The organism is Acinetobacter sp. YH12069 (genome assembly GCF_013419675.1).
Taxonomy (GTDB): domain Bacteria; phylum Pseudomonadota; class Gammaproteobacteria; order Pseudomonadales; family Moraxellaceae; genus Acinetobacter; species Acinetobacter amyesii.
In genome coordinates this window covers 20,517-45,456 of record NZ_VOZS01000014.1, presented here as the reverse complement: position 1 = coordinate 45,456, position 24,940 = coordinate 20,517, and the positions used below count along the sequence as shown (strand labels likewise).

Below are 24,940 nucleotides of genomic sequence, written 5' to 3'. Positions count from 1 at the left end.
GTCATAATTTATAGATATAGCACCATTATTTTTGAAATAAATAATGGTGCTTTTTTTATGGCTAAAAAGTCGCTTTTTTAATCGTTTAAATGTTTTAATCGACGCATTTTATCTATCATGCATATCGACTTGATGGAAAATAACTTATAAATTTTAGTTTAGACATTGATAAAAATTGCTAAGAATAGCCGATTTACAACTTAAGTCTAATAAATAATTCCCCTTCCCCAACCATTTAGATGAGCTTATTTTATGCCTTTTTACTGATTTAGACCGTACACTGTCGACCTTTTAATGAGAATAATACTCACTTAAAGTGTTTCTTTCAAAAGATTTATATAAAAAAAAGGATGGCAAAACCATCCTTTTTTTGAATTTCATGTCAGTGACAAGAAATTACACACCACGCGCTTTTAAATAATCTTTAATCACGGTGTTGAATTCTTCTGCTTTTTCAACTTGAGACCAGTGGCCACATTGGCTGAAAATATGCGCATCAGCATGAGGAACGGTATTCAAAATATCCCACGTACGAGATACAGGAATCACCACGTCTTGTACACCGTGAATCAACAATACTGGCACAGTAATGTCTTTCATTTTTTCGAAGTCGAGTGGGAATTCGAAACGGTCACGGTCGCGTGCGCCAACAACATCCATCAAACGGTTAGATGCATAGTCATTTGCAGCAGATGCAAAACGTACTTTTACCAATTCGTCTGTGATCAAGTCTTTGTTTACAACAAACATAGACAAGGTTTTCTTGATGCCTTCTTCGGTTAATACAGGGTTTGCATGTGCTTTAAGTGCTGCAGTTTGTTTAGCACCGCCTGTACCCATAGAAACGATACCCAATACACGTTCTGGATAGTCCAAAGCCATTTGGAATGCTAACCAGCCACCGAGTGAGTTACCCACTAACCAAGTTTTTTCAATACCTAGGGCATCTAACGTACGTACAGCGTGATCAACCCAAGCACGGATACCATAAGCAGTATTCGGTGCAACAACAGTTTGACCATAACCAATAGTATCGATAGCGATACAACGTGCTTGTTCACCAATTTGTGGAAGGTTTAACCACCAGTTTGCAGCAGCAGATACACCTGTACCTGAACCGTGTAAAAATAGAATTGGTGTGCCTTCACCCACTTCGTGGTAATGCGTTAATTCGCCTTCAGCAGTTTCAATCCATTTATCTTCTAAACCAAAGAATGAATCAGTTGTATAGTCAGGAATCTGAACAGTGCTCATACATGCTCCTCGTATTGCGTAGAGCTTATGTTTCAATCCATAGCGGATTTAAACACAAGGGGGACTCTTTTGGATTTTGTGGTTTTTACAGTCTCATATTACCTGTTCAGCCACTGCTAACTGATACATATTTACGATCATAAACAACAAATAGACTATAATTTAAGTTATTGTTTTTAAATACATAACTCAAAAATATATCCATAAAATCTTTGAGGTATTTCTTTTTTAAATAACCCAGCAAATAAAAAGGGAAGCAATGAATCCACTTCCCTCTTTTTTATCCTGAGAAATTAGAACTTATAGGTATAAGTTGTCGCGACACGGTACTCTTGCAAGTCAGATTTGTAATCGAAATCGGCATCGATATACATTGCCTGGAAGCCTAAGCCCTTCAACTTACCTTCAGGCACGGTGTAGTTCACAATTAAGTTCAATTCATCTGACTTCTGATCTTTAAGACCAGCAATTTCTGCATCTGAACCTGTGAAATACACAGCAGTTGTATTTAAGCCTTTCACACCCATTTCTGAGAAATCATAGCCATAAGTAAAGCCCCATGATTTTTCATTTTTTGCAGTAAATGTTGCTATACCCCAGTTGACTAAGTACGGCTGCGGCACCCATCCACCCAGTGTTGGGAATGCATTATCACCAAACATTTGTTGATAACCCAAACCAAAGGTATGCGAACCGTAATTCACTTTCGCACCAACCGATAACGCTTGGTTATCAATTTCGCCATATAGTTTGTCACCAGAATCCGAGTTATCGAAGTAACGGATATGACTATCCAGTTTGGCTTTTTCACCTAACTTAGTTTTATAGTTCGCGCCGACATATTGCTGTGTGTAAATGTCTTGAACATCGGCATACCAATAGCTACCACCAATTTCAGGTGTAAATTGATGGTCAATACCCGCAATATACATACCATCAGAAGTTGGCCCAAGATCATAATGACCTATGATGCCATCTGGTAATCTTTTACCTGGAGCGAACATTGATAAATCACGGAATTGGTTGTCATAACGGTTATTAATCCCGTCAATGTAAGCCAAAGTTAACTTGGTATCTTTAATCTCTTTCGATTCTAACCATGCACCGCTATAAGTCGTCATTAACTGACGTGATGGATCGAAAACCAACACTGGAGAAACCGGTAATAACTCACCGACTTTCAACTCAGTTTCAGATACTTTAGCTTTCAGGGTCACGCCCACTTTACCAAAGTTATCTTTTGATTCTTTACCGTCGTGCGGCAAGATCCAGTCTGGGTTTTTATCACGTGCATTAAGTTTAAATGCATGTTGAACCAAAAGGTCAGCACCCACTTGAATACCTGCACCAATATCTTGATACCCTGACTTGGCATCCAAAGTCACACCCTGTGACCATGAACCCCAATTACCCGCCGGATTTTCTTTAATTTGACGGTCTAAGTAGAAGTTTTTAAATTTCAATTGTACTTGGCTGTCGTCAACAAAGTCCGCATAAGTTGCAGATGTTCCTAATGTTGCTGTCGCAGCAAGAATTGCTATCCATAAATTTTGACGACGCATGGCTTATTCCCAGTGATCAAATTAAGCTATGACATCATCATGCTCAACAATACCTTGGAAAAAAATCCGACTACAGTATTAAGGTTTATCAGGCTTTTGTGCGACTTGAACTTTGGAAGCTATTTCTGCTTATTTTCCTTAGAGATTAAAACAATAACTCTTTTTTATCATTTAGAACAACTGATTAAATTAACCCCATGTTTTATTAACATAAAATTTAAAGTTTTTTATTTTTTGCAATTACATGCGCTGTATTAATTGCTTTTAAGTTTAAACAAAGTTTTTTGCTGAGATTTATCCTTATTTGAGTTATAAAATTTAGCTATGACATGATATTTAATTTATATAATCATCAACAACTTAAAGTTAAATTTTACTACTATGGCTGCTCGAAATCAGCCATTGGTTCGCAGAATTTTTCTTATTTCAATCCGCTTTCTATGCATCAATTCAATCTCAACTAAAAACCAAGCCCATATAGTCAGTTGAGACATAAAAAAAGCGCCCATTTCGGGCGCTTTTTGACTTAAAGCAAATTAAGCATTGGCTTCTTTTGCTTTAGACATGGTCAATGCCAAGTCTTCAATCATATCTTCTTGACCACCAACCGTACCACGACGACCAAGCTCAAGAAGAATTTCACGAGCAGATACGCCGTATTTCGCTTCAGCGCGTTTTGCGAATAATAGGAATGAAGAATACACACCTGCATAACCTAAAGTTGCTGCATCACGGTCAGCACGGATAGGCTGATGCATCACTGGTATAACCAATTCTTCAGCAACGTCCTGAACTTTGAACAAGTCTACGCCAGTGTCCATACCCATACGGTTCGCCACCGCAACGAATAGTTCTAATGGTGTATTACCTGCGCCTGCGCCTAGGCCAGCAGATGCCAAGTCGACACGGATCGCACCCGCTTCAACAGCAGCAACAGAGTTTGCCACGCCCATACCTAAGTTATGGTGACCATGGAAACCAAGTTCAATCTCTGAACCCAAGTTTGCACGTAAGATACCTACACGGTCAGTCACATCTTGAGGAAGCATGTAACCTGCAGAGTCTGTTACATAAATACAGTTTGCACCGTAAGACACCATTTTTTGTGCTTCTTCGAGTAATTTCTCTGGTGTAGCCATGTGCGCCATCATCAAGAAGCCCACAGTGTCCATGCCGAGTTTACGCGCAGCCGTAATATGCTGTTCAGAAACGTCTGCTTCAGTTGAATGTGTTGCTACACGAATCGTAGAAACACCAACATCATGTGCCATATGCAAATGATCAACCGTACCGATACCAGGAAGTAAAAGTGCAGACACTTTCGCCTGTTTTAGGTTTGGAATAACGGCTTTTAAATATTCTTCATCAGTTGCTGCAGCAAAACCGTAGTTCACTGAGTTACCACCAAGACCGTCACCATGAGTAACTTCGATCAGCGGTACACCGGCATCATCAAGCGCAGTTGAAATAGCAATCATTTGCTCGATTGATGTTTGATGGCGCATTGGGTGCATACCATCACGTAAAGTCATATCGTGAATAATAACCTTAGACATGTGGCTACTCCTTAAGCTTCAACAGTGGATAAAACGCGTTCTGCAAACATTTCTGCAGTACGTGCAGCTGCCGCAGTCATAATGTCGAGGTTACCTGCATATTTAGGAAGATAATCACCTAAACCTTCAACTTCTAAGAAGATTGAAACACGGTTACCGTCAAATACAGGACCATTTACAAGTTTGTAACCTGGTACATATTTTTGAACTTCAAGAATCATCGCATGTACAGATTCAGTGATTGCTGCTTGATCTGGTTCACCTTCAACAAGACAGTGAACAGTATCACGCATCATCAGTGGTGGCTCAGCAGGGTTAATGATGATGATCGCTTTACCTTGTTTCGCACCGCCCACTTTTTCAATAGCGCCGGCAGTGGTACGAGTAAATTCATCAATGTTTTTACGTGTACCTGGACCCACAGATTTTGTTGAAACTGTTGCAATGATTTCGCCATATTCAACAGGCTGAACTCGTGAAATCGCAGCAACCATAGGAATCGTTGCCTGACCACCACATGTCACCATGTTGACGTTCGGAACTTCACCTGCGTTCAATAACGCTTCTAAGTTTACTGGTGGTACGCAGAATGGACCGATTGCAGCAGGTGTTAAGTCAATCATTAACACGCCAAGTTCATTTAATTTGCGGCTGTTTTCAGCATGAACATAGGCAGAAGTTGCATCAAATGCGATTTTAATGTCGTCTTCAATTACGTGTGCAAGTAAACCATCTACGCCTTCAGCAGTGGTTTTTAAACCCATTTTAGCAGCGCGAGCCAAACCTTCAGACGTTGGGTCAATACCGACCATCCATACTGGTTCTAAAAATTCGCTGCGTTGAAGTTTGTAAAGCAAGTCAGTACCAATGTTCCCTGGACCGATCAATGCACATTTAATCTTTTTCATGAATGTGTACTCTTAAAAATTCCGTAAAACCCAAGCTTATTTCGCTGCAAATGCTGCAGTCACAGAACCAAAGCCTTCAATTTCAACTTTGAATTCATCACCAGGATTTGCCACAACCATTGGGCCTAAGGCACCGGTCAATACGATGTCACCTGCAAGCAATGGACGACCACGACGAACCATTTCGTCAGCCAACCACACTGCTGCATTTAATGGGTTAGAAAGACACGCTTTACCCACACCTTGTGAAACCACTTCTTCACCACGAGTCATGACCATTTTGCAATTTACAAGGTCAAGATCTGCAAGTTTTACAGGCTTAGAACCCAGCACAAAACCTGCTGAAGATGCGTTATCTGCCACAGTATCAATCAACGAGATTTTCCAGTTTTCGATACGGCTATCGACCACTTCAATTGCAGGCAGTGCATATTCTGTTGCACTAATAATGTCTGCATAGGTGTGTTTTTCTTTGGTCAAATCTTGGTTAATCACCAAAGCAATTTCTGCTTCAACTTTTGGCTGAATCAATAAACCAGCAGGGATTTCTTCACCATCGCCATACGCCATGTCAGCAAACAACATACCGAAGTCAGGTTGATCAACGCCTAACTGCGCTTGTACAACTTTTGAAGTTAAGCCAATTTTACGACCTACAAGGCGACGACCTTCTGCCACCGCACGTTTGGTATTCACTTCTTGAACGGCATAAGCAATATCTACATCAGCACTTTCACCACCAAGTTGTGGACGGATTGGTGCAATCGCAGCCTGATTTACTTCCGCATCGCGTAATGCTTGCGCAACTGATTCAACAACAGCAGAATTCGACATCAATGTTTCCTTAAACTGCAAAAATTGGATGCACAACGTGTTTCATCCCGATCACCATCAAAATCAAAGTGATGAAAGTCATGTCAGGATTCGCCTAAAGCATTTCACTTGACATACTACACGTTATGTTTAGATGCATTTAGCATCGAGATTTTAGAAAGTGAATACCAATACTTATTTTATTTATGACTATAGCTATTAGCTATAAATTAATCATTATTTATTATTAATATTCAAAAACTTAAGTCAAAATAATTAAATAAAATTCACTATTTTTTTCGCCCTTAAATCTGAATCTCTACTAAAAAACTTGGCTTATACGACTAAAAGATAAGATTAAAAGATTATTTTAGCGTCAGCCTAATACCCGAATAACAATGTTCAATTATGATAAATTAAGTACGCCACTTTCTTCAAATAAAAATAATTCAATAAATAACAACAAGATAAATCATAAAATTCAAACAAAACCCTATCCTGGCTTGTGCTAAAAAAGCAAATAGTCGCGCCAAACTACACAGATAAATCAGCTTGAGGACCGCTTGTTATTGTTAAAAAATCTAGTGTTATCAGTTTTTTAAAATAATTCAGTTCAATACTTCTCAAAAGAGATGAATGATGTATTACCCCCTATGATTGGCAATAAAAAAGGTGAAAACCAGTTTCACCTTTTTACTCGTTTGTATCCGCAACTAGACAGCGAGACGCAATTTAACGTGTTCCAGTAGAAATTCCGCCAAATCATCGACTGTATGTGCAATATGTAGGGGGTGAAAATGTTGCAGGGTTTCAACCGTATGCACCCCATAGCTCACACCTACACGCGGCATCTGAATATTCAGTGCCATTTCCAAGTCATACGATGTATCACCGACCATAATGGCTTGATCGGCACGCAGCCCCGTTTCCGCCAAAATTTCTGCCAACATCAACGGATCTGGCTTAGATTTGGTTTCACTGGCTGCACGTGTCGCACGAAACAGCGCATGACTTTGCGTTTGAGCCAAGACTCGATCTAAACCTTTACGGCTTTTCCCCGTTGCAACAGCCAATTGTAAACCTGCATCACGTAGTTCCTGCAACATGTCAGCGACACCATCAAACCACATATCACCTTTGGAATGGGCAACATAGTGATCGGCATAGCTTTGCAAAATTTCGCTGTGCAATTCGGGAACCGTCGGAAATAAACGCTGTGCGACTTCTGGTAGACCTAAACCAATAATACTTTTCGCATCAGCATCGGTCAGCGGCTGTGAATATTGATCCGCTGCGAATTTTAAACTCGCCACAATTTGACCCACAGAATCAAATAAAGTGCCATCCCAATCGAAAATGACTAGTTTTACAGCTGAGTTCATACGTTTTCCTAGATTTGATTCAGTGTTGACACCCTCTCCTGAGCAAAATTTAAAGCCATGCTGTTAAATTAAAGTTCAAGCGAGGGTTTGGGGAGAAGTCAAATATACCCCTTGCGAAGCAGTACTGCTCAGGGAGAGAAGTCATATTTAAACTTACTCGCCATCTTCCGAAGACTTCACCACTTTGTCGGCTTTTTGAGCGCGAAGCTGAGCCACAAGGCTTTGCATATCTTCTGGCAATGGCGCTTCAATGGTTTGGTAACCTGGAATTTCTAAACGCATGGCATGTAGACATAAACGACGTGGCTTTGGACCACGGTATTCTGTTTCATGACCATATTTTTCATCGCCCACCAATGGGTGACCAATACTTAAACCATGTACACGGATCTGATGGGTACGGCCCGAAAGTGGAGACGCATACACCAATGTGGCATGCATAAAACGTTCTTTCACGTTCCACAACGTCTTCGACTCTTTACCTTCTTTAGGTGACACACGTACACGACGCTCGCCATTCGCCAGTTCATAACGATGCAATGGCTGATCAATCAGTTGCTTATCCAAACTCACCACACCCTTCACCACAGCAGCATAAGTTTTTTGGATTTTGTGCTCACGTAACATGTCTTGCAGGCTTTTTAACACGCTACGTTTTTTCGAAATCATCACCAAACCAGAAGTGTCGCGGTCAATTCGGTGAATCAGCTCAAGGTATTTCTTCCCTGTTGCGGCACGTAAACCTTCGATCAAGCCATACGCCACACCACTCCCGCCGTGAACAGCAATACCAGAAGGTTTATTCACTACCATTAAGCCTTCATCTTCGTACACCACACGGCTCAGTAAGCTTTGCGCTACTTTGTCCGATACGGGAACCGCAGACTCATCTTTTTGCTCATAGCGAATTGGAGCAACTCGAACTTGGTCACCAATATTGAGCTTGGTTTCGGCTTTGACGCGTTTTTTATTGACGCGGACTTGGCTTTCACGAATCAGACGATAAATGCGACTTTTAGGCACACCTTTAAGACGACTAAACAGGAAATTATCAATACGTTGACCCGCCTGATGCTCGTCCACTTCAAACCAGGTGACGCTTTGCCATTCTTGCGTAGAATTCATACAGTTAAGAGACCTAAAAAAATACTAAAATTGATTAAAAACTGATCATTTAAGCTATACTTTTCGCAAGAAACATAAGCTTAGCCCATAGGCAGATGATGCAAGGTTTGATATAGTCAGCGCACGGAAACCACCGTAACTGAGTAAAAGTTGATTCATTTCAGTATTTACTGTCATTGAGCTTTCAAGCAATTACTCATTTAGCTCGGAAAGGTCCCAAAAGAATTATGCCGACGCCGAAGGCTTATTATATCGGCAAAACTGCAAACTGTTGCGTTTAATTGTGCCGTAGGTACATAAAACACAGTTTGCCCCAAAAAAATATGTGCCAACCAAGGTTGGTTTTTAAACGTAAACTGATACACATCAGACCAGTCGCTCCCTGGAAATCGTGTTCAGGCCACAACGTTTGATGCATTGGATCTGCACAGTTTGTAAAGGTACGATGATAATTCCGTATCAAGACGCTCTATCAGATATGAATGGATGCTCTTCGAGCAATGTGACAGTGAAAGTTACTCACATCCAATGCACCGTTTGTCCGCCAGTGAAACGCATTCAGGTGACTTTAATCGTTTAAAAGATTGAAGCCGTATTGCCATCATCAATACGTGAATCAAAAACCGTTGCCCACCCAAAGAAGGTCGGTACACATGCACAGAGGATGTTTTTCGATCTGTGTAACTTGATCCATGCTATCTGATGCTCGCTACGAGTCAGGCGATGTTCTTCTGTGTATCACTATTAGGTGTTACACCCATGAAACGTATGTTGATTAATGCAACACATGCCGAAGAAATTCGCGTTGCACTTGTCACTGGTCAGCGTCTTTACGATTTTGACTTAGAGAATCGTACCCGTGAACAAAAAAAATCGAATATCTATAAAGGTCATGTGACCCGCGTAGAACCTTCATTAGAAGCTGTATTTGTTGAATACGGTGCAGGTCGTCAAGGCTTCTTGTCGATGCGCGAAATTGCCAATTCTTATTACAAAGCAGATCCTCGCCAAACTTCAAACATCCGCGAATTGATCACTGAAGGCACTGAACTTTTGGTTCAAGTGGAAAAAGAAGAACGTGGTAATAAAGGTGCTGCCCTTTCTACATTTATCTCACTTGCTGGTCGTTATTTGGTATTGATGCCAAACAACCCGAAAGGTGGCGGTATTAGCCGTCAAATTTCAGGTTCAGTTCGTGAAGAATTGAAAGAAATGTTGGCGTCTTTAAATGTCCCTCGTGGCATGAGCGTGATTGTACGTACTGCAGGTATTGGTCGTTCTCAAGAAGAACTCCAACTTGACCTTCAACACTTGCTGGACCTTTGGGCACAAATCCAAAGCACATCAAGTTCTGGTCCATCACCAATGTTGGTTCACCAAGAAGCCGGTGTGGTTACACGTGCGATCCGTGACTATTTACGTGATGATGTTGCTGAAATTCTGATTGACTCTGAGCAAGCGTATAACGAAGCGTATAACTTTGTTAAAGCAGTGATGCCACGTCAAATCGACAAATTAAAAACCTATACTTTAAATGAACCGTTATTCGCTCATTTTGGTATTGAAAGTCAAATCCAAACTGCCTATGAACGTGAAGTAAAACTTCCTTCAGGTGGTTCAATTGTGATTGACCAAACTGAAGCATTGGTTTCAATTGACATCAACTCAGCAAAATCAACTCGTGGTAGCGATGTAGAAGATACTGCACTCAATACCAACCTTGAAGCTGCTGAAGAAATTGCACGCCAATTACGCTTACGTGATATCGGTGGTTTAGTTGTGATCGATTTCATCGACATGACCAAAGACCGCAACCAACGTATGGTTGAAGCAAAACTTCGTGAAGCAACACAAAGCGACCGTGCCCGTATTCAATTCGGCCAATTGTCTCGCTTTGGTTTAATGGAAATGAGCCGTCAACGCTTACGCCCATCACTTGAAGAAGCCACTGGTTATGTTTGCCCTCGCTGTCATGGCACAGGTATGGTACGTGACCTACGCTCTCTATCACTTTCAATCATGCGCAAAGTGGAAGAAATTGCACTACGTGAACGTCATGGTGAAGTTCAAGTACAAGTTCCTGTTGAAATCGCTGCATTCTTATTGAATGAAAAGCGTCACAGCCTTGTTTATTTAGAGCAAACTTCAAATGTACGTGTGACTGTGCTTCCTCACCCACACTTAGAAACACCACATTACGAAATTTCGTATAATCCTGAAGGCTTTGCACCAACCAGCTATGAACGTACTGAAGCTACACGTTCAAGTGAAAAAGAGTTGGGCTACGAAGCATCTGAATGGCACTTAGGTGAAGAACAGACTGCTGCGCAACAACAAGCACCTGCACCACAACAAGAAAAAGGCCATAAGAAGAACAAGCAACAACCTGTTGCTGCCCAACAAGCACCTGCACAAGTTGCCGCTCCTGCAGCATCATCTAGTCCATGTGCATGGTTAGAAAACTTATTTGTTCAAAAACAAGCTGCAACCGTTGACCAGTCGCGTACTGCAAACAATGCCGCTGCTGCAATTGAACAAATGGTAAATGGCGGTGCTGCAAGCCGTGGCCAGTTTGGTCAAATTACCCCTGCATCGGCAGTGCCTGCTGTTGTCGCAGACAATAATGCTTACCTTGCGCCTTCTTCTGTTGTGCACAAACAAGAACGTGACAGCCATTCAGAAAAAGCTGAACGTGAAGAAAAACGTCACAACAAAAAGCGTACTAAGCATAAAGAGCCACGTGAACAAGAAGCTCAACCGCATCAAGTTCATGAGGAAGTGTTACAACCTTCACGTCAAGACCGTCAAGAACAGCGTAATAACGAAGCACGTCAAAACGAACGCCAAGAGCAACGTTCTGAACGTCAAGACAACCGTCAAGACCAACGTGAAAACCGTCGTAACTCACGTCGTCAACACAACAACGAACAAGTACAGCAAGATGTTCAAAACAATGAACAACCGCAGTCTGTTCCACGTCGTGACCGCAACAACCAACAACGTCCAAATCGCCCAAATCGCCACCGCGATCAAAGCGTATTGAACGAGCAAGCGATTGCTCAGGAAGTTGCAGCTGAGCAACAACCTGAAAACCGCAATCAACGTCAACCTAAAGTTGAAGTTGTTGATGCACCACGTCAAGACGTGATGCCAACAGCACTTGTGGTGAATGTTGATCAAGCTCAAAGCGAAATCGTAGCGCTAAATACTGCTCCAGCAGTTGAAAAAACTATAGAAACCCCAGTTGTCGAAAAGGCCGCTGTCGTTGAAGCAGCAAAAGTGGAAAAACTTGCGACTGAAACAAAAGAAGCAGCGCATAAACCACAGCATGCGCAGCAAAAACCGTCTCGTGCAAGCAATGACCCACGTCAACGCCGCCGCGAACAGCGTGCAGCTCGTGCTCAACAAGCACAGGCTCCGAAAATTGCGCCATCTCAAGTGCCGACACTAAGTCAATACACTGTAAGCAGCTTGATTAAGCATGTATACGGTGAAGACTGCTCTGTACTGATTGAGCAATTTGGCTTAATTCCAACATTCAACCGTGCATTGCAAAAATTCACGGAAGAATATGCCGCGACTTTGACTGCACCCGCAGCTGAAGCAGCTGTAGAGAAAAAGCCTGTCACTCGTGATGTTCAAGTTGCAAAAGCTGCACCTGAAGCTGAACCAGCGCCAATGTTGGATTTGACACCACCAAAGCCTGTGTCAGATAAACGTGTTGCTAATGACCCACGTGAGCGTCGTCGCCTTGCTAAACTTGCCGCTGAACAAGCGAAACAAGACCAAGCAAAAGCACATGCTGAGGTGGAAGCTACGCCTGTCGCAGACACTGCTGTTGAGGCGCCTGTAGTTGCAGAAGCTAAAGCTGCTACAGTTGAAGTCAATGTATCCGACGTTGCAGTTCAAACTGAAGCACCTGTGCCCGCTCAAGCTGAAGTACCGACACCCGTTCAAGCTGAACTGGATGTGAGTGCGCAGCCTGAAAAGACGGAAGAAGTGTCTGAAGCTCCTACTAAACCAGTAGAAGAAAAAGCTCAAGCCTTTGAAACGGAAAAGAAAGTTGAGGTTCCTGTAGACGAAAACTCGGCCGCTGAAGGTGAAAAACCTGCACGCCCTCGTCGTCCTCGCGGTCGTCCACCGAAAAAAGCAAACACCGCAACTGAGCAGTAATTTGCTATTTTGCAGGTGAATAAAAAAATCCAGTCATTTCGGTGACTGGTTTTTTTTTGATACTTTTGTCAAATTAGGTTGATTGCACTAGATCGAAACGATTAAAAGACAATTGTAGAATTTGCTGCAAATTTCATTGCAAAGAAATAGACCGTATCGGATTACGAAAAATAAATAGGATTCACATGAGCCAAACTACACAACACGACCTTATTGGGATTGCTGATGTTGCAGCAAAAATTCCCGCGTTCATTAGCAAAGTACCCAACCTGTTGAGTGGTCTAAAGCAAGCCTATTTACGTACCCCAAATACTTCCGCAGGCTTAGGAATTGCATTTGAAAAAGCCGTAAAGCGTAATCCTAAAGGTTATGCGCTTTATTTTGAAGAGCAAAAATATACCTATAACGAATTAAATGAATGGGCCAATCAAATTGGTCACTATTACCTAGCACTCGGTGCAAAAAAAGGTGATGTGATTGCAGTGATGATCGAGAACCGATCTGAACTCGTGGCAACTATCGTGGCATTAGCCAAAATTGGCGTCACCAGCGCCTTGGTCAACACCTCACAAGTCGGCAAAGTCCTGACACACAGTATCAACTTAGTAAACCCAATTGCGGTAATTGTGGGCGAAGAATGCCGTCAAGCCGTAGAAGAGATTCGTAATGATCTCAGTGTGGCTGCAGATCGTTTACATTGGTTCGCAGATCAGGCCACCCGTGTAGATGCCGGTAAAGCACCTAAAGGCTTTTTAAACCTTGCAGTAGCGATTGATGAATTTCCAAAATTCAACACACCCACCACTGCAAGCGTAAAAGGCAAAGACGGCCTATTTTATATCTACACCTCTGGGACAACAGGCTTACCTAAAGCGGTGATTTTCACCAACAGCCGTTGGACTTTGGCTTATGGAACATATGGTCACGTCCTCAATTTGAACAAAGATGATGTGATGTATGTGACCTTGCCGCTCTATCATGCTACAGGTACTGTGGTTTGTTGGTGTGGGGTGATTGCAGGTAGTGCTACCCTTGCTCTGCGCCGCAAGTTCTCGACCTCTTCATTTTGGAAAGATGTACAAAAATTTGATGCATCAGCCATTGGCTATGTGGGCGAACTTTGCCGCTATTTAATGGATGCCCCACATTCAGACCTTGAAAAAGGCCATCGTGTGAAAAAAATGATTGGTAACGGCATGCGACCAAACATTTGGGATAAGTTTAAAGAACGCTTTGGGGTCGAAGAAGTCCTTGAACTCTATGCGTCAAGTGAAGGCAACGTCGGCTTTAGTAATGTGTTTAACTTCGACAATACCGTTGGTTTTTCACCAACGCCTTATGCGATTATTCAGTTTGATAAAGAAAAAAATGAAGCTGTACATGATGCTAAAGGTCGCTGCATTAAAGTGAAAAAAGGCGAAGTCGGCTTACTCATCGGTAAAATTACCCGTCGCTCACCTTTCGATGGCTATACCGACACGGAAAAAAACAAATCCGTCATTATGAAAGATGTGTTCAAGCATGGTGATTCATACTTCAACACTGGCGACTTGGTCCGTGACATTGGCTTCCGACATGCACAATTTGTCGACCGTCTAGGCGATACCTTCCGCTGGAAAGGTGAAAACGTCTCAACCACTGAAGTTGAAAACATGGTGAGTGAGTACGATAAAATTGCTGAAGCTGTGGTTTATGGCGTAGAAATTCCAGACACCAATGGCCGTGCAGGTATGGCTGCCATCACGCTCACCGATGGTGCCGAACTCAACGAACAAGATTGTAGTGAAATGGTTCTACAATTTAAAAAATGCTTACCAGCGTATGCTGTACCGGTATTTTTACGTGTACAGAAAAAAGTCGAAACCACAGGTACGTTTAAATACCAAAAAAATAAGCTGAAAGAACAAGCCTTTGATCCTCAGCAAACGGATGAGCGAATCTTGGTTTTACTGCCGAACGCGAGTGCTTATTGTGACTTGACCCCTGAAATTTATAATAATATTCAGGCCTATCAATACCGTTTCTAAATCAAACTTGCTCATTTTGACGACAATCACCCGTCAAAATGAGCCACATTGTTGTATTTATAATCAAACACAAGCAAGTTTATGATTTTTTACTTGCGCTTGAAGCAGATCTTGCTACAATACGCACCATCAAGCGAAATGGGTCGTTAGCTCAGTTGGTAGAGCAGTAGACTTTTAATCTATTGGTCCCGCGTTCGAGTCGCGGACGACCCACCATTTCCTTCGATACCACAAGATGGGTCGTTAGCTCAGTTGGTAGAGCAGTAGACTTTTAATCTATTGGTCCCGCGTTCGAGTCGCGGACGACCCACCATCTTTCTATAATGCCAGTTTTAGATTACAATCTTGTGCATACCCCCTAAGGGTCGTTAGCTCAGTTGGTAGAGCAGTAGACTTTTAATCTATTGGTCCCGCGTTCGAGTCGCGGACGACCCACCATTCTTTCTTAGGGCTTCTTTCTTTCGGCAGTTGAAGAAAAAGAAACCTGCAGGTTCCGACCAAGACAAACCATCACCATTATTGGTTTTGATTCGCCATTCTCGAAATTTTGCTATAGCGATGTTGCGAAGTATCATTCTTGTCTTGCTAGATGAAGTATTTGACCTGAAAAATTTTAGATAACAAATATTCCCTAGTACTCAAAATTACGCGCTTCGTTTATCTTGCTAAAATTTTAAAATGTTATTTTAAAATTTTCTCAGGGTTGTTAGCTCAGTTGGTAGAGCAGTAGACTCTTAATCTATTGGTCGTGGGTTCGAACCCCACACAACCCACCAATTCTATTTAGTCTTTACTATGTCGTATTAATAATTCAATTTTTTATAAGCCAATAGCATTCGATCCACCAAGAACTACGAATTTCACGCCGACGCTCAAACTCAATTTATAATTTTATTTATTTTATCCGCAGCATTTAATTTGGGTCTTTCACCAAGGTATAGGCATGTTGAGGCTGAGGATAACCTTTAGAAAATAATTCCTGATTTCGGTCGACTTCACCTTGACGAATTTTGTCCAAATCCATAATGATTTTATTTTCATTAATCACGTGATAATAAAAATTCACGCCTTCTTTTCGATGAACCACCAGCTCGGTATGTGCTTCATTGACACTCCACGTATCCTTACGGTATTTCACATTAATGCCTGGCGTATTGGTTTTTTCAGCAAACACTTTACCAATTTGAATAATACTGCGGTGTACCGTGCCATCTGGTAATAAGTTAAGAATGAACTCCGCATCGCCTTCTGGGCATGGAATAAAACTGTCATCGCATTTTACTTTGGCATGAAAACGTCCAATAAAAATTTTGGCATGCTCAGGAACAGGAGCTGACTTTATGTCATCGTCATTCGGTAATGTCGCCTGCCCTGCCACTTGGGTTAATTTTTTTCCATGATCTTGCTTCGCTTGAACTTCCGATGCGACAGTTGATGCTGAACTTTCACCCTTATCCGCTGCGGGTTGATGCGTTGGACTACAACCAATAAAAGAGAGGCTGAACACTCCTGCAAACACTGAAAGATATGCAAATTTCATCAAAAAAGGTGAAGCCGATGTTTTCATATAATGTGCCAAGACCAATCATTCATTGGTTTTTTCAGTTCTTGCTGACTTAATATTGTAATCAAAAAATCAACGCTGTATACATATATTTGCGATATATGTTAATCATATCTCATTGTTATCGTTGATATTTAATTAATACTCAAGCTATTTTAAAGGCAAACTAATCAAACTAATTCTTCAAATTACATAACTTTACTTAATTTTTTTCTGCACCCTTTAAATCCTAAAGCTTGTCACCATTACTATAATATGAATTTGGAAATATTCAAATTTGTTCTATTTTTTTAAGGAGACCTGAATGGCCAATGTTGGTTTATATCGCTCAAACCGCTCTAACATGATTGCTGGTGTGATGGGGGGTATTGCTGAACGTTTTGGTTGGAACGTAAATTTACTGCGTATTATTTTTATCTTTGTATCATGCTTAAGCGCAGCCTTTCCCGGTATTTTGGTGTACTTGGTTTTATGGTTAGTCATGCCTAAAGCACAAGATAACTTTTTCCGTACCAATGGCTATTCAGATCCAATCCGTACTGTGAATGATGACAGACGTTAAAATCCCTTGACCCAGTTTGGTCGCTACGGTTTCTCCCCCAAGATTCCGTAGCTTTTTTTTGCCTACATTTTGGCAAAACCATATTTAAGTCTGATGAATTTAAATCAAAGTTTAAGGCTTAAGATTTTGTTTGCTGATTTAACTGTTGATATAACGCTGCGATCATATCAGCACGGCTAATCATTCCCACCAACCGTTTTTGCTCAACGACTGGAATATAATTAAAAGATCTTTCCACAAAATACGGCACCAAATCTTCAATCGGTTGATCTGGCTGCACGGTCACCACTTTGGGATTCATAATTTGATAAACGTGATTTTCCCAACTGGCTTTGGGGTCTGCGGCACGTTTAAACCATTCCACTACATCATATAAAGCCAAATTTCCCACCAAGCGATCCAGATCACTCACCACTGGCAAACTCATCAAATTGACTTGTTTAAACTTTTCCAATGCTGACTGAATATCATCTTCTGCACGCAAGCTAATCACTTGCTGGCTCATGAGATCACGACAATGAAACTGGCTTAGACCACGACGACTAGCTAACTGCTGTGCTTCTAAAATGATTTTTTGTAGGTCGTATTCACTGATATCGAGTAACTGACTTTGCTGTTCTAAGACTTGCTGAATATCCGCAGGTTGAATCGACACTTTTTGTGTCGGTGTTGGATCTGTCGTCCGTGTATTAACTTGTGATTTTTGTGGATACTGCTTACCTAGTAATCGGTTATAAATAATAGCAACCACCATCAAGAGGACCGAATTTAAAAGGACTGGATAAAAAAGAAAGGCGTAGCCTAAATCATGGACAGCCTCGCCGCCCAATACCGCGGTAATCGCTACTGCCCCACTCGGTGGATGCAATGAGTCCGTGGTCATCATTAAGATAATCGCTAATGCAACTGCGATACTAAAAGCTTCGGTTAAATTAGGAATATACATCGCACAAGTCACGCCAATCAAAGCCGCAAGACTATTACCGACCACCATATTCCACGGCTGTGCCAAAGGACTAGCAGGTACAGCAAAGAGCAGCACAGACGATGCGCCCATCGGGGCGATATACCATGCATTTAAGTCACCTAGCGCTAACCAACTAATCAGCGAAGAAATACTCAAGCCAAGCAAAGCACCTACCCCACATAGGATGCGATCTTTTAATGGTAAAACTTTAAAGTTGGGTTTAAGCGTATTAAGCCAAGCTGATTTTGCGTGAAACACGAGATGCCTGATTGATTATTCGAACAGATGGGCGATTATAAAACGAAGTCTCTTATAAGATGTATTTATTTTATACCTTTATCTTATAAAATTTTCTACTGAACAATATCTAATCCAAATTAAAGCCGAAAGAACTGAATAATGCTCACGAGTCAATCACCTGCTCATCTCTCTTATTTCATTAACGTTTTACAACAAAACCTAGACAGGCTAGCTGTTTAAAATTCCCTATAGTCAAAAGACCTATAAAAATATTTGAAAAAAGGATGTTCTGAATGAATAAAAATATCTTCGCAATGTGTGCCCTCTGTATGCTTGGCTTGGGTTTATCGGCCTGCTCCAAAGAACCTCAACAAGCCAATCCGCCAGCCAATGATAATACACCTCAAGAAATGGCCCCAGCTGAAACTGCAAAAAATGGGGATGATCTTATTCGAGAACCAGCACCACAAGTTGAAGCACCAGCGCCTCAACCCACTTTAGCTGAAATCCCCATGAGTAAAGGCACTTTAGGTTTACAAAGCATCAAGGTGATTGGAAAAATTTTAACCGTAAAAGTGATAGCTCAACCTAACCCTGCCCCAAATGGAAACACTGAATTTATGAGCACATCCATCAATTTGGAACAAACCAATTATATTGATGATGACACAGCCAAAAAAGTAGGACTGCTGCAAGATGATGCTGGCATTTGGATGGCAGCACCTTTAAATGCAACAAATAAAGCTATCCAAAAAGCCAGTTATGAACCTATTTTACTCACCTTTAAATTCCCTGCGCCGCCTGAAAGCACCAAGACCATTAGCATCAATTTAGGTAATGCAGGTTCTTTTGACGGCATACCGGTTGAACGCTAATGAGAACATTACTGTATAGCGCAAGTTTGAGCTTATTGATTGCAGGATGTGTAGATTCCAAAACTGATCCACCGCAGACTGAACAGAACGTCGCAGAAATAGACAACACTCAGACTGTGCCAGAACAGCAGCCGAAGCCATCTGAACCAAGTCAACCTCAGGCAGAAGCCAGTAATTTATCGGCTGTCGGTTCAGATTTAAGTGCCAATCATAATGAATTTAATATTCAGGTGAATTTAAGTTCGGATGTGCTGTTTGATTTTGGCAAAGCCAATTTAAAACCCGAAGCTGAACCTGAGTTACAGCAAGCAGCCCAGACCTTAAAAAGCAAAGGTAAAGGCATTATTGCCATTGTCGGCCATACCGATAATATTGGTTCAGATGCCGCCAACCAAAAACTGTCGTTACAACGGGCTGAAGCGGTGCGTGATTATTTTAAAGCCCAAGGTATTGATTTAAATTATCAAATCAGCGGGATGGGAGAAAGTCAGCCGCTTAAACCGAATACCCTATCTAATGGTGAGGACAATCCTGAAGGTCGTCAGAAAAATCGACGGGTTGAAATTGTAATTAATAAAACCAAAAGCTTATCTGAGTCATAAAGCCTTGATAAAAATGAGTCTAAACGACTCATTTTTTATTTTACGACTAAATTTTTAGTGGTGAATTTTGATTCTTTTTTTGAGAATATCTCTAAACGATAGACGCGCCAAAGTCATATAGCAAACGTTCATTGAGCGGCGATATTTTTTATTCGATTTTCGTATGCTGTACCAAGCCACCTAAGTTGCAAAAGACGTTATAAAAGACCGATTACCCTGTTGGTTATTTGGGATTTTTTTGAAAATTACAGGCTGAATTTTCTTAAAAGATATTGATTTTATCTATCAAATTTAATCGATTACGCATCCGATACTTAATACATAGCATGAGCTGCCTTGCACCTCAGTCACTTCATGCCGATACAAATCTGGTCTAAATAATTTAACTCTTGGTAAATCAATGATGCTTCGCTCACATATAAATTCACCACCTGCTTTCGATTTTTTAATCACGATATTCAACCTAAAATGCTGCCCATATTGTACAGAGTCTTGACGTGGTGGAATCATTGAACCCACAGGAAAACGAAGAAAATAGGCACACATTTAAGTCCTAAATGGTTTTGTAATAACAACATTTTATCTGAACCCGAATGCTGTCTTCCTTTTATCAATGCAACCATTTAAAACCCATAAGTCTTTGAATAATTTTATTATTCCTAAATTTTATTGTATTTTTATAGCATGATCATCGTTAACAACAGTATCACTGATGAAGTTGTCTTATTGCCACCATATTTCACCAATAAAGACTCAGCTTCATTTAAAACCCGCAGTGCCTTTATTCTATCTGGCATTAAAAGCCCACTTGTTCACGCGAAACCTTTGCCACACACCCCCAAAATCCTTATAATTGAGCACAATTTTTATCTAATTTTAAGTGGATGACCATGAGTCGCGCCATATCGCATATTGATACCTTCCAAGGCTTAATTCTTGCCTTACAAAACTACTGGGCTGAACAAGGCTGTGTAATTCTTCAACCATACGATATGGAAATGGGTGCGGGTACATTCCACACTGCAACTTTCCTACGTGCCTTAGGCCCTGAAACTTGGAATGCTGCTTATGTTCAGCCATCTCGCCGTCCGAAAGATGGCCGTTATGGTGAGAACCCAAACCGCCTACAACACTACTACCAATTCCAAGTGGTGCTGAAACCAAACCCAGACAACATCCAACAGTTGTACTTAGATTCATTAAAAGCCATTGGTATTGATACCCTTGTTCACGACATTCGTTTCGTGGAAGACAACTGGGAATCTCCAACACTTGGCGCATGGGGCTTAGGTTGGGAAGTTTGGTTAAACGGCATGGAAGTGACTCAGTTCACTTACTTCCAACAAGTCGGTGGTGTTGAGTGCTACCCTGTGACAGGTGAAATCACTTACGGTCTAGAACGTCTGGCGATGTACCTCCAAGGTGTAGACTCTGTTTATGATTTGGTTTGGACCAAAGGTCAGTTTGGTACTGTAACTTATGGCGACGTGTTCCACCAAAACGAAGTGGAACAATCAACCTATAACTTTGAATATGCCAACGTTGAAAAAATGTTTGAATTATTCGACTTCTATGAAGCTGAAGCGACTCGTTTAATGGAAGCTGAACTTCCACTACCTGCTTATGAGCAAGTAATTAAAGCATCGCATAGCTTTAACTTGCTTGATGCACGTGGCGCAATTTCAGTAACTGAACGTCAACGTTACATTTTACGTGTCCGTACATTGGCTCGTGCTATTGCACAAAGCTATGTCGCTGCGCGTGCGAAGCTTGGCTTCCCGATGGCAGAACCTGCTTTACGTGACGAAGTCCTTGCTCAACTCAAAGCTCAAGTTGAAGCGGAAGCAAAAGTAGAATCTAAGGAGAGCAAATAATGTCTAAACATACAGTATTGTTCGAATTAGGCTGCGAAGAACTTCCACCAAAAAGCTTAAAAAAATTACGTGATGCACTACATGCAGAAACGGTAAAAGGCTTAAAAGACGCAGGTCTAGCATTCGATTCAATTGAAGCTTATGCAGCACCACGCCGCCTTGCACTTAAAATTGTGAATATTGATGCAGCGCAAGCCGACACACAAAAACGTTTTGATGGCCCTGCAAAACAAGCAGCATTTGATGCCGAAGGCAAACCGACTAAAGCACTTGAAGGCTTTATGCGCGGTCAAGGCATTACAGTTGATCAAGTATCAACTTTCCAAGCAGGTAAAGTTGAAAAAGTGTGCTACTTAAAAGATGTAAAAGGTCAAAGCCTTGATGTTTTACTTCCTCAAATTTTACAACACGCTTTAGATAACCTACCTATCGCAAAACGCATGCGTTCTGCGGCAAGCCGTACTGAGTTTGTACGTCCTGTAAAATGGGTTGTTTTGTTGAAAGACAGTGATGTAATTGAAGCAACCATTCAGGATCACCAAGCAGGTAACGTAACTTATGGTCACCGTTTCCATGCTCCTGAAGCAATTACACTTGCAAATGCCGATGCTTATCTTGATGCCCTTCGTACTGCAAAAGTGATTGCAAACTTTGAAGAGCGCCAAGCCATCATCGACCAACAAGTGAAAGCTTTGGCGGATGAAGTGAATGCCATTGCGATTGTCCCTGCGGACTTACGTGACGAAGTAACAGCATTGGTTGAATGGCCAGTTGCGCTTCGTGCAAGCTTCGAAGAACGTTTCCTTGCTGTTCCTCAAGAAGCACTCATCACCACGATGCAGGACAACCAAAAATATTTCTGCTTAGTAAATGCCGACAATAAACTTCAACCTTACTTCATTACTGTGTCAAACATTGAGTCGAAAGATCCGTCTCAAATTATTGAAGGTAACGAAAAAGTTGTTCGTCCACGTTTGTCAGATGCTGAATTCTTCTTCTTGCAAGACCAAAAGCAACCGCTTGCATCTCGTAAAGAGAAACTTGCAAACATGGTCTTCCAAGCTGAGCTTGGCACACTATGGAACAAGTCTGAACGTATCGCGACTTTGGCTGTTGCACTTTCTGCAATCACTGGGGCAAACCCAGCAGATGCTGAAAAAGCTGCGCTCCTTGCAAAATGCGACTTAACCTCTGAACTTGTAGGTGAATTCCCAGAGCTTCAAGGTATTGCGGGTACTTACTACGCACGTATTGAAGGCGAAAATGATGAAGTTGCTGAATCTTTAGGTGAACAATACTTACCTAAATTTGCAGGTGACGTTTTACCAAAAACTAAGACCGGTACAACGCTTGCGCTTGCTGACCGTTTAGATACGCTCACAGGTATTTTTGGTATTGGTCAGGCGCCTACAGGTTCTAAAGACCCGTTTGCATTACGTCGTTCAGCCATTGGTATCTTGCGTCTTGTGACTGAAAATGATTTAGATGTTTCGATTGAAGATCTAATCAAACTTGCACTTGCTGCTTATGGCGATGTATTAAAAGATCACGATAAGACTTTAGCGGATGCTGTTGCATTCCTTGAAGGTCGTTACCGTGCGAAATACGAAGACCAAGGCGTGGCTGTAGATGTGATTCAAGCTGTTCAAGCACTTTCTCCAAAATCACCACTTGATTTTGATAAACGTGTAAATGCAGTAAATCATTTCCGTAACTTACCTGAAGCTGCTGCACTTGCCGCTGCAAACAAGCGTGTTGCCAACATTCTTGCGAAAGAAGCTGCCCCTGAAGGCGCTGTGGTTGAAGCCAACTTGGTTGAAGATGCTGAAAAAGCATTGTTCGCTGAACTTGCGAAAATCACACCTGTGGTTGAGCCGTTATTTGCTGCGAAGGACTACACTGCTGCCCTTTCTGCACTTGCTGCACTTCGTGCGCCAGTCGATGCGTTCTTTGACGGTGTAATGGTGATGGCAGATGATGCTGACCTAAAAGCGAACCGTTTACGTATGCTTGCACAGCTTCGTGATTTGTTCACGAAAGTGGCTGATATTTCAGTACTTCAACACTAAGTTTAAGCATTAATTAAAAACCCGCTTTAAAGCGGGTTTTTTTATTTATCTGAATTTAAATTTTAAATGAAAACTCAACCGTTCTTTTTCTAAATTATGAATAGATCGAGTCGCGATTTTGACCCTTTCATTTAAATTAACTAAGCGAGTATTTAAATCTGCTCGACTTAAATCATCGGCTGACTGCAAAACACTACTATGCTGTTGATTCGAAATATTTGTTTTTTTAATTTCAACTATATTTGTCATTAGCGTGCCTTTCCCTTTAACTCAGCTAAAGAATGCTCTAAAGCCAATCTTGAGCTGAAAAAATTTAAGAGCCATTCATAAGAGCCCAAAAACTCTTGATTGCTCTGAAAGAAATTAGCTTCTTTCGCAGCAATACAAACGATAAAAATCACTTCATTAGAAGTGATACTCTTTATAGGATAACAAAGTTGTGACCAATTTTCATTCAATTTAGTACTCCCCTTTATATATTTTTTGTTTTCAGTTTTTACTAACTCTTTTTGTACATCATCTACAACCACAATGTTTTTTGTTATTAATGCTTGCGATATTGCACTTTCAGAGGATCTAAGCTCATCAATACAAGTATTTGGCCTTGCTGTATAAGGTAAAAAATATGCCCATTTTTTTAAAGTATTATTTTCAACCTCCATAAGTGCAATTTTAAAATAAACATTTGGATACAATGTCTTATAACAAACTTCTAAAGCTTTTATTATATTTTTTATTTGTTCTTCTGGCTGTGTAATGTTTTTGAATACTGTACTAGCCGTTGGTTGACTTTGCCCTTCCTGTAAAAGTTCCTCAACTGCCTTCGCAAATCTTTTACGTTTCTCTTCGACAACAGTTTCAATGGTTTCAAGCAATACTACTGCAAAACGATCAACTACATTTTGTTTATCAATTTTTTCCTGCAGATAAGCAATAAAAATAGAAATTATACCCCCAAAAAAAATCGATAAAAAAATGACTGCTCCACTCCAATCTACAATCAAGCTACCCAATTTTCCTAGATTAGTTTTTAAGGCAATCTTCTGTTCGTCACTTCCTAATGCAAAAACAAGATAACCATTAATAGCAACAACAAATGCAACTATAAACTTATAAAGTCTAGACTTGAAAAACTCATTTAATTTAATTAACGAAGGCATGTTCAACCTAAAAAAGTGATTTTATATATATGTTTTATTTACATATTATTAAGCTAATCGAAATCTACAACATTATATCTCAATTTTAAACTTTCTATTTCCATATTCTTTATTCACAAATAAAAATTTTTAAGAATAAAAAATACAGCCTATATCAACACTCTAAATCCTATATGCATTTCCCTCTAGATTCCCTATACTCAATCCAACAACACTCAACAAGAATG

18 protein-coding genes, 4 tRNA genes and 1 pseudogene are annotated in these 24,940 nt (G+C 41.0%); 11 read left to right on the top strand and 12 right to left on the bottom strand.

Translation table 11 applies throughout. The annotated features are described in order from the left end of the window. Positions 1-396: 396 nt before the first annotated feature. The 8 genes and pseudogenes from FTU16_RS11845 to FTU16_RS16695 all read right to left on the bottom strand — a co-directional run bounded on the left by FTU16_RS11845 (position 397) and on the right by FTU16_RS16695 (position 8,965). Positions 397-1,254, bottom strand: coding sequence for an alpha/beta fold hydrolase (locus FTU16_RS11845; RefSeq protein ID WP_078192776.1), 858 nt, complete (start codon positions 1,252-1,254; stop codon positions 397-399). A 293-nt stretch (positions 1,255-1,547) separates the two neighbouring features. Next, positions 1,548-2,816 carry an OprD family outer membrane porin gene (locus tag FTU16_RS11840; RefSeq protein WP_180163329.1) on the bottom strand — a complete coding sequence of 423 codons (1,269 nt, stop codon included), beginning with the start codon at positions 2,814-2,816 and terminating at the stop codon, positions 1,548-1,550. Between the two features lie 536 nt (positions 2,817-3,352). Then, positions 3,353-4,372, bottom strand: coding sequence for a 4-hydroxy-2-oxovalerate aldolase (gene dmpG, locus FTU16_RS11835; RefSeq protein ID WP_180163328.1), 1,020 nt, complete (start codon positions 4,370-4,372; stop codon positions 3,353-3,355). An 11-nt stretch (positions 4,373-4,383) separates the two neighbouring features. Continuing rightward, positions 4,384-5,280, bottom strand: a complete 897-nt coding sequence (locus FTU16_RS11830) for an acetaldehyde dehydrogenase (acetylating) (protein ID WP_180163327.1) — start codon at positions 5,278-5,280, stop codon at positions 4,384-4,386. A 36-nt stretch (positions 5,281-5,316) separates the two neighbouring features. Continuing rightward, on the bottom strand, positions 5,317-6,114 hold the full coding sequence (gene mhpD, locus FTU16_RS11825) for a 2-keto-4-pentenoate hydratase (RefSeq protein WP_078189749.1): 798 nt from the start codon (positions 6,112-6,114) through the stop codon (positions 5,317-5,319). A gap of 692 nt (positions 6,115-6,806) precedes the next feature. Then, a complete protein-coding gene (locus FTU16_RS11820; protein WP_180026628.1) occupies positions 6,807-7,475 on the bottom strand; it encodes an HAD-IA family hydrolase in 669 nt (222 codons plus the stop codon). A 153-nt stretch (positions 7,476-7,628) separates the two neighbouring features. Beyond that, complete coding sequence (locus tag FTU16_RS11815; protein WP_168377932.1) at positions 7,629-8,600, bottom strand: RluA family pseudouridine synthase; 972 nt, start codon at positions 8,598-8,600, stop codon at positions 7,629-7,631. Positions 8,601-8,654: 54 nt separating this feature from the next. Further along, positions 8,655-8,965: pseudogene (locus FTU16_RS16695) on the bottom strand (hypothetical protein). A gap of 394 nt (positions 8,966-9,359) precedes the next feature. Between FTU16_RS16695 and FTU16_RS11810 the strand changes: the two are divergent. From FTU16_RS11810 to FTU16_RS11785, 6 genes are all read left to right on the top strand, one after another. After that, the gene (locus FTU16_RS11810; protein ID WP_180163326.1) at positions 9,360-12,773 is read left to right on the top strand and encodes an Rne/Rng family ribonuclease; all 3,414 of its coding nucleotides are present in this window, start codon (positions 9,360-9,362) and stop codon (positions 12,771-12,773) included. Between the two features lie 185 nt (positions 12,774-12,958). Next, entirely contained in the window at positions 12,959-14,800 is a 1,842-nt protein-coding gene (locus tag FTU16_RS11805; RefSeq protein ID WP_180163325.1) for a long-chain-acyl-CoA synthetase, read from the top strand. 140 nt (positions 14,801-14,940) lie between these two features. Further along, positions 14,941-15,016, top strand: a tRNA-Lys gene (locus FTU16_RS11800). 21 nt (positions 15,017-15,037) lie between these two features. Continuing rightward, positions 15,038-15,113, top strand: a tRNA-Lys gene (locus tag FTU16_RS11795). A gap of 49 nt (positions 15,114-15,162) precedes the next feature. Further along, a tRNA-Lys gene (locus tag FTU16_RS11790) sits at positions 15,163-15,238 on the top strand. A 262-nt stretch (positions 15,239-15,500) separates the two neighbouring features. Beyond that, positions 15,501-15,576, top strand: a tRNA-Lys gene (locus FTU16_RS11785). 137 nt (positions 15,577-15,713) lie between these two features. Here FTU16_RS11785 and FTU16_RS11780 read toward each other — a convergent pair. Next, the gene (locus tag FTU16_RS11780) at positions 15,714-16,367 is read right to left on the bottom strand and encodes a hypothetical protein (RefSeq protein ID WP_180163324.1); all 654 of its coding nucleotides are present in this window, start codon (positions 16,365-16,367) and stop codon (positions 15,714-15,716) included. 301 nt (positions 16,368-16,668) lie between these two features. On the opposite strand from FTU16_RS11780, the gene FTU16_RS11775 reads away from it, so the two are divergent. Beyond that, on the top strand, positions 16,669-16,926 hold the full coding sequence (locus tag FTU16_RS11775; RefSeq protein ID WP_180007126.1) for a PspC domain-containing protein: 258 nt from the start codon (positions 16,669-16,671) through the stop codon (positions 16,924-16,926). A 118-nt stretch (positions 16,927-17,044) separates the two neighbouring features. On the opposite strand, the gene FTU16_RS11770 is transcribed toward FTU16_RS11775, so the two are convergent. Next, on the bottom strand, positions 17,045-18,151 hold the full coding sequence (locus FTU16_RS11770) for an HPP family protein (RefSeq protein ID WP_168377935.1): 1,107 nt from the start codon (positions 18,149-18,151) through the stop codon (positions 17,045-17,047). Between the two features lie 275 nt (positions 18,152-18,426). Here FTU16_RS11770 and FTU16_RS11765 point away from each other — a divergent pair, with 275 nt between their 5' ends. Next, positions 18,427-19,008: a hypothetical protein gene (locus FTU16_RS11765; RefSeq protein WP_180163323.1), complete on the top strand. Its 582-nt coding sequence runs from the start codon at positions 18,427-18,429 to the stop codon at positions 19,006-19,008. Then, complete coding sequence (locus FTU16_RS11760) at positions 19,008-19,610, top strand: OmpA family protein (protein WP_168377937.1); 603 nt, start codon at positions 19,008-19,010, stop codon at positions 19,608-19,610. Before FTU16_RS11765 ends, FTU16_RS11760 begins: the two co-directional genes overlap by 1 nt. Positions 19,611-19,901: 291 nt before the next feature. On the opposite strand, the gene FTU16_RS11755 is transcribed toward FTU16_RS11760, so the two are convergent. Continuing rightward, positions 19,902-20,156, bottom strand: a complete 255-nt coding sequence (locus FTU16_RS11755; RefSeq protein ID WP_252725794.1) for a hypothetical protein — start codon at positions 20,154-20,156, stop codon at positions 19,902-19,904. 344 nt (positions 20,157-20,500) lie between these two features. Here FTU16_RS11755 and glyQ point away from each other — a divergent pair, with 344 nt between their 5' ends. Then, positions 20,501-21,484, top strand: coding sequence for a glycine--tRNA ligase subunit alpha (gene glyQ / locus FTU16_RS11750; RefSeq protein ID WP_067666981.1), 984 nt, complete (start codon positions 20,501-20,503; stop codon positions 21,482-21,484). After that, positions 21,484-23,553: a glycine--tRNA ligase subunit beta gene (glyS, locus tag FTU16_RS11745; protein WP_180163322.1), complete on the top strand. Its 2,070-nt coding sequence runs from the start codon at positions 21,484-21,486 to the stop codon at positions 23,551-23,553. The genes glyQ and glyS overlap by 1 nt, the downstream gene beginning before the upstream one ends. A 248-nt stretch (positions 23,554-23,801) precedes the next feature. Here glyS and FTU16_RS11740 read toward each other — a convergent pair whose 3' ends face one another. Further along, positions 23,802-24,713 (bottom strand): hypothetical protein, encoded by a 912-nt coding sequence (locus FTU16_RS11740; RefSeq protein WP_180163321.1) that lies wholly within the window; start codon positions 24,711-24,713, stop codon positions 23,802-23,804. Between the last annotated feature and the right edge of the window lie 227 nt (positions 24,714-24,940).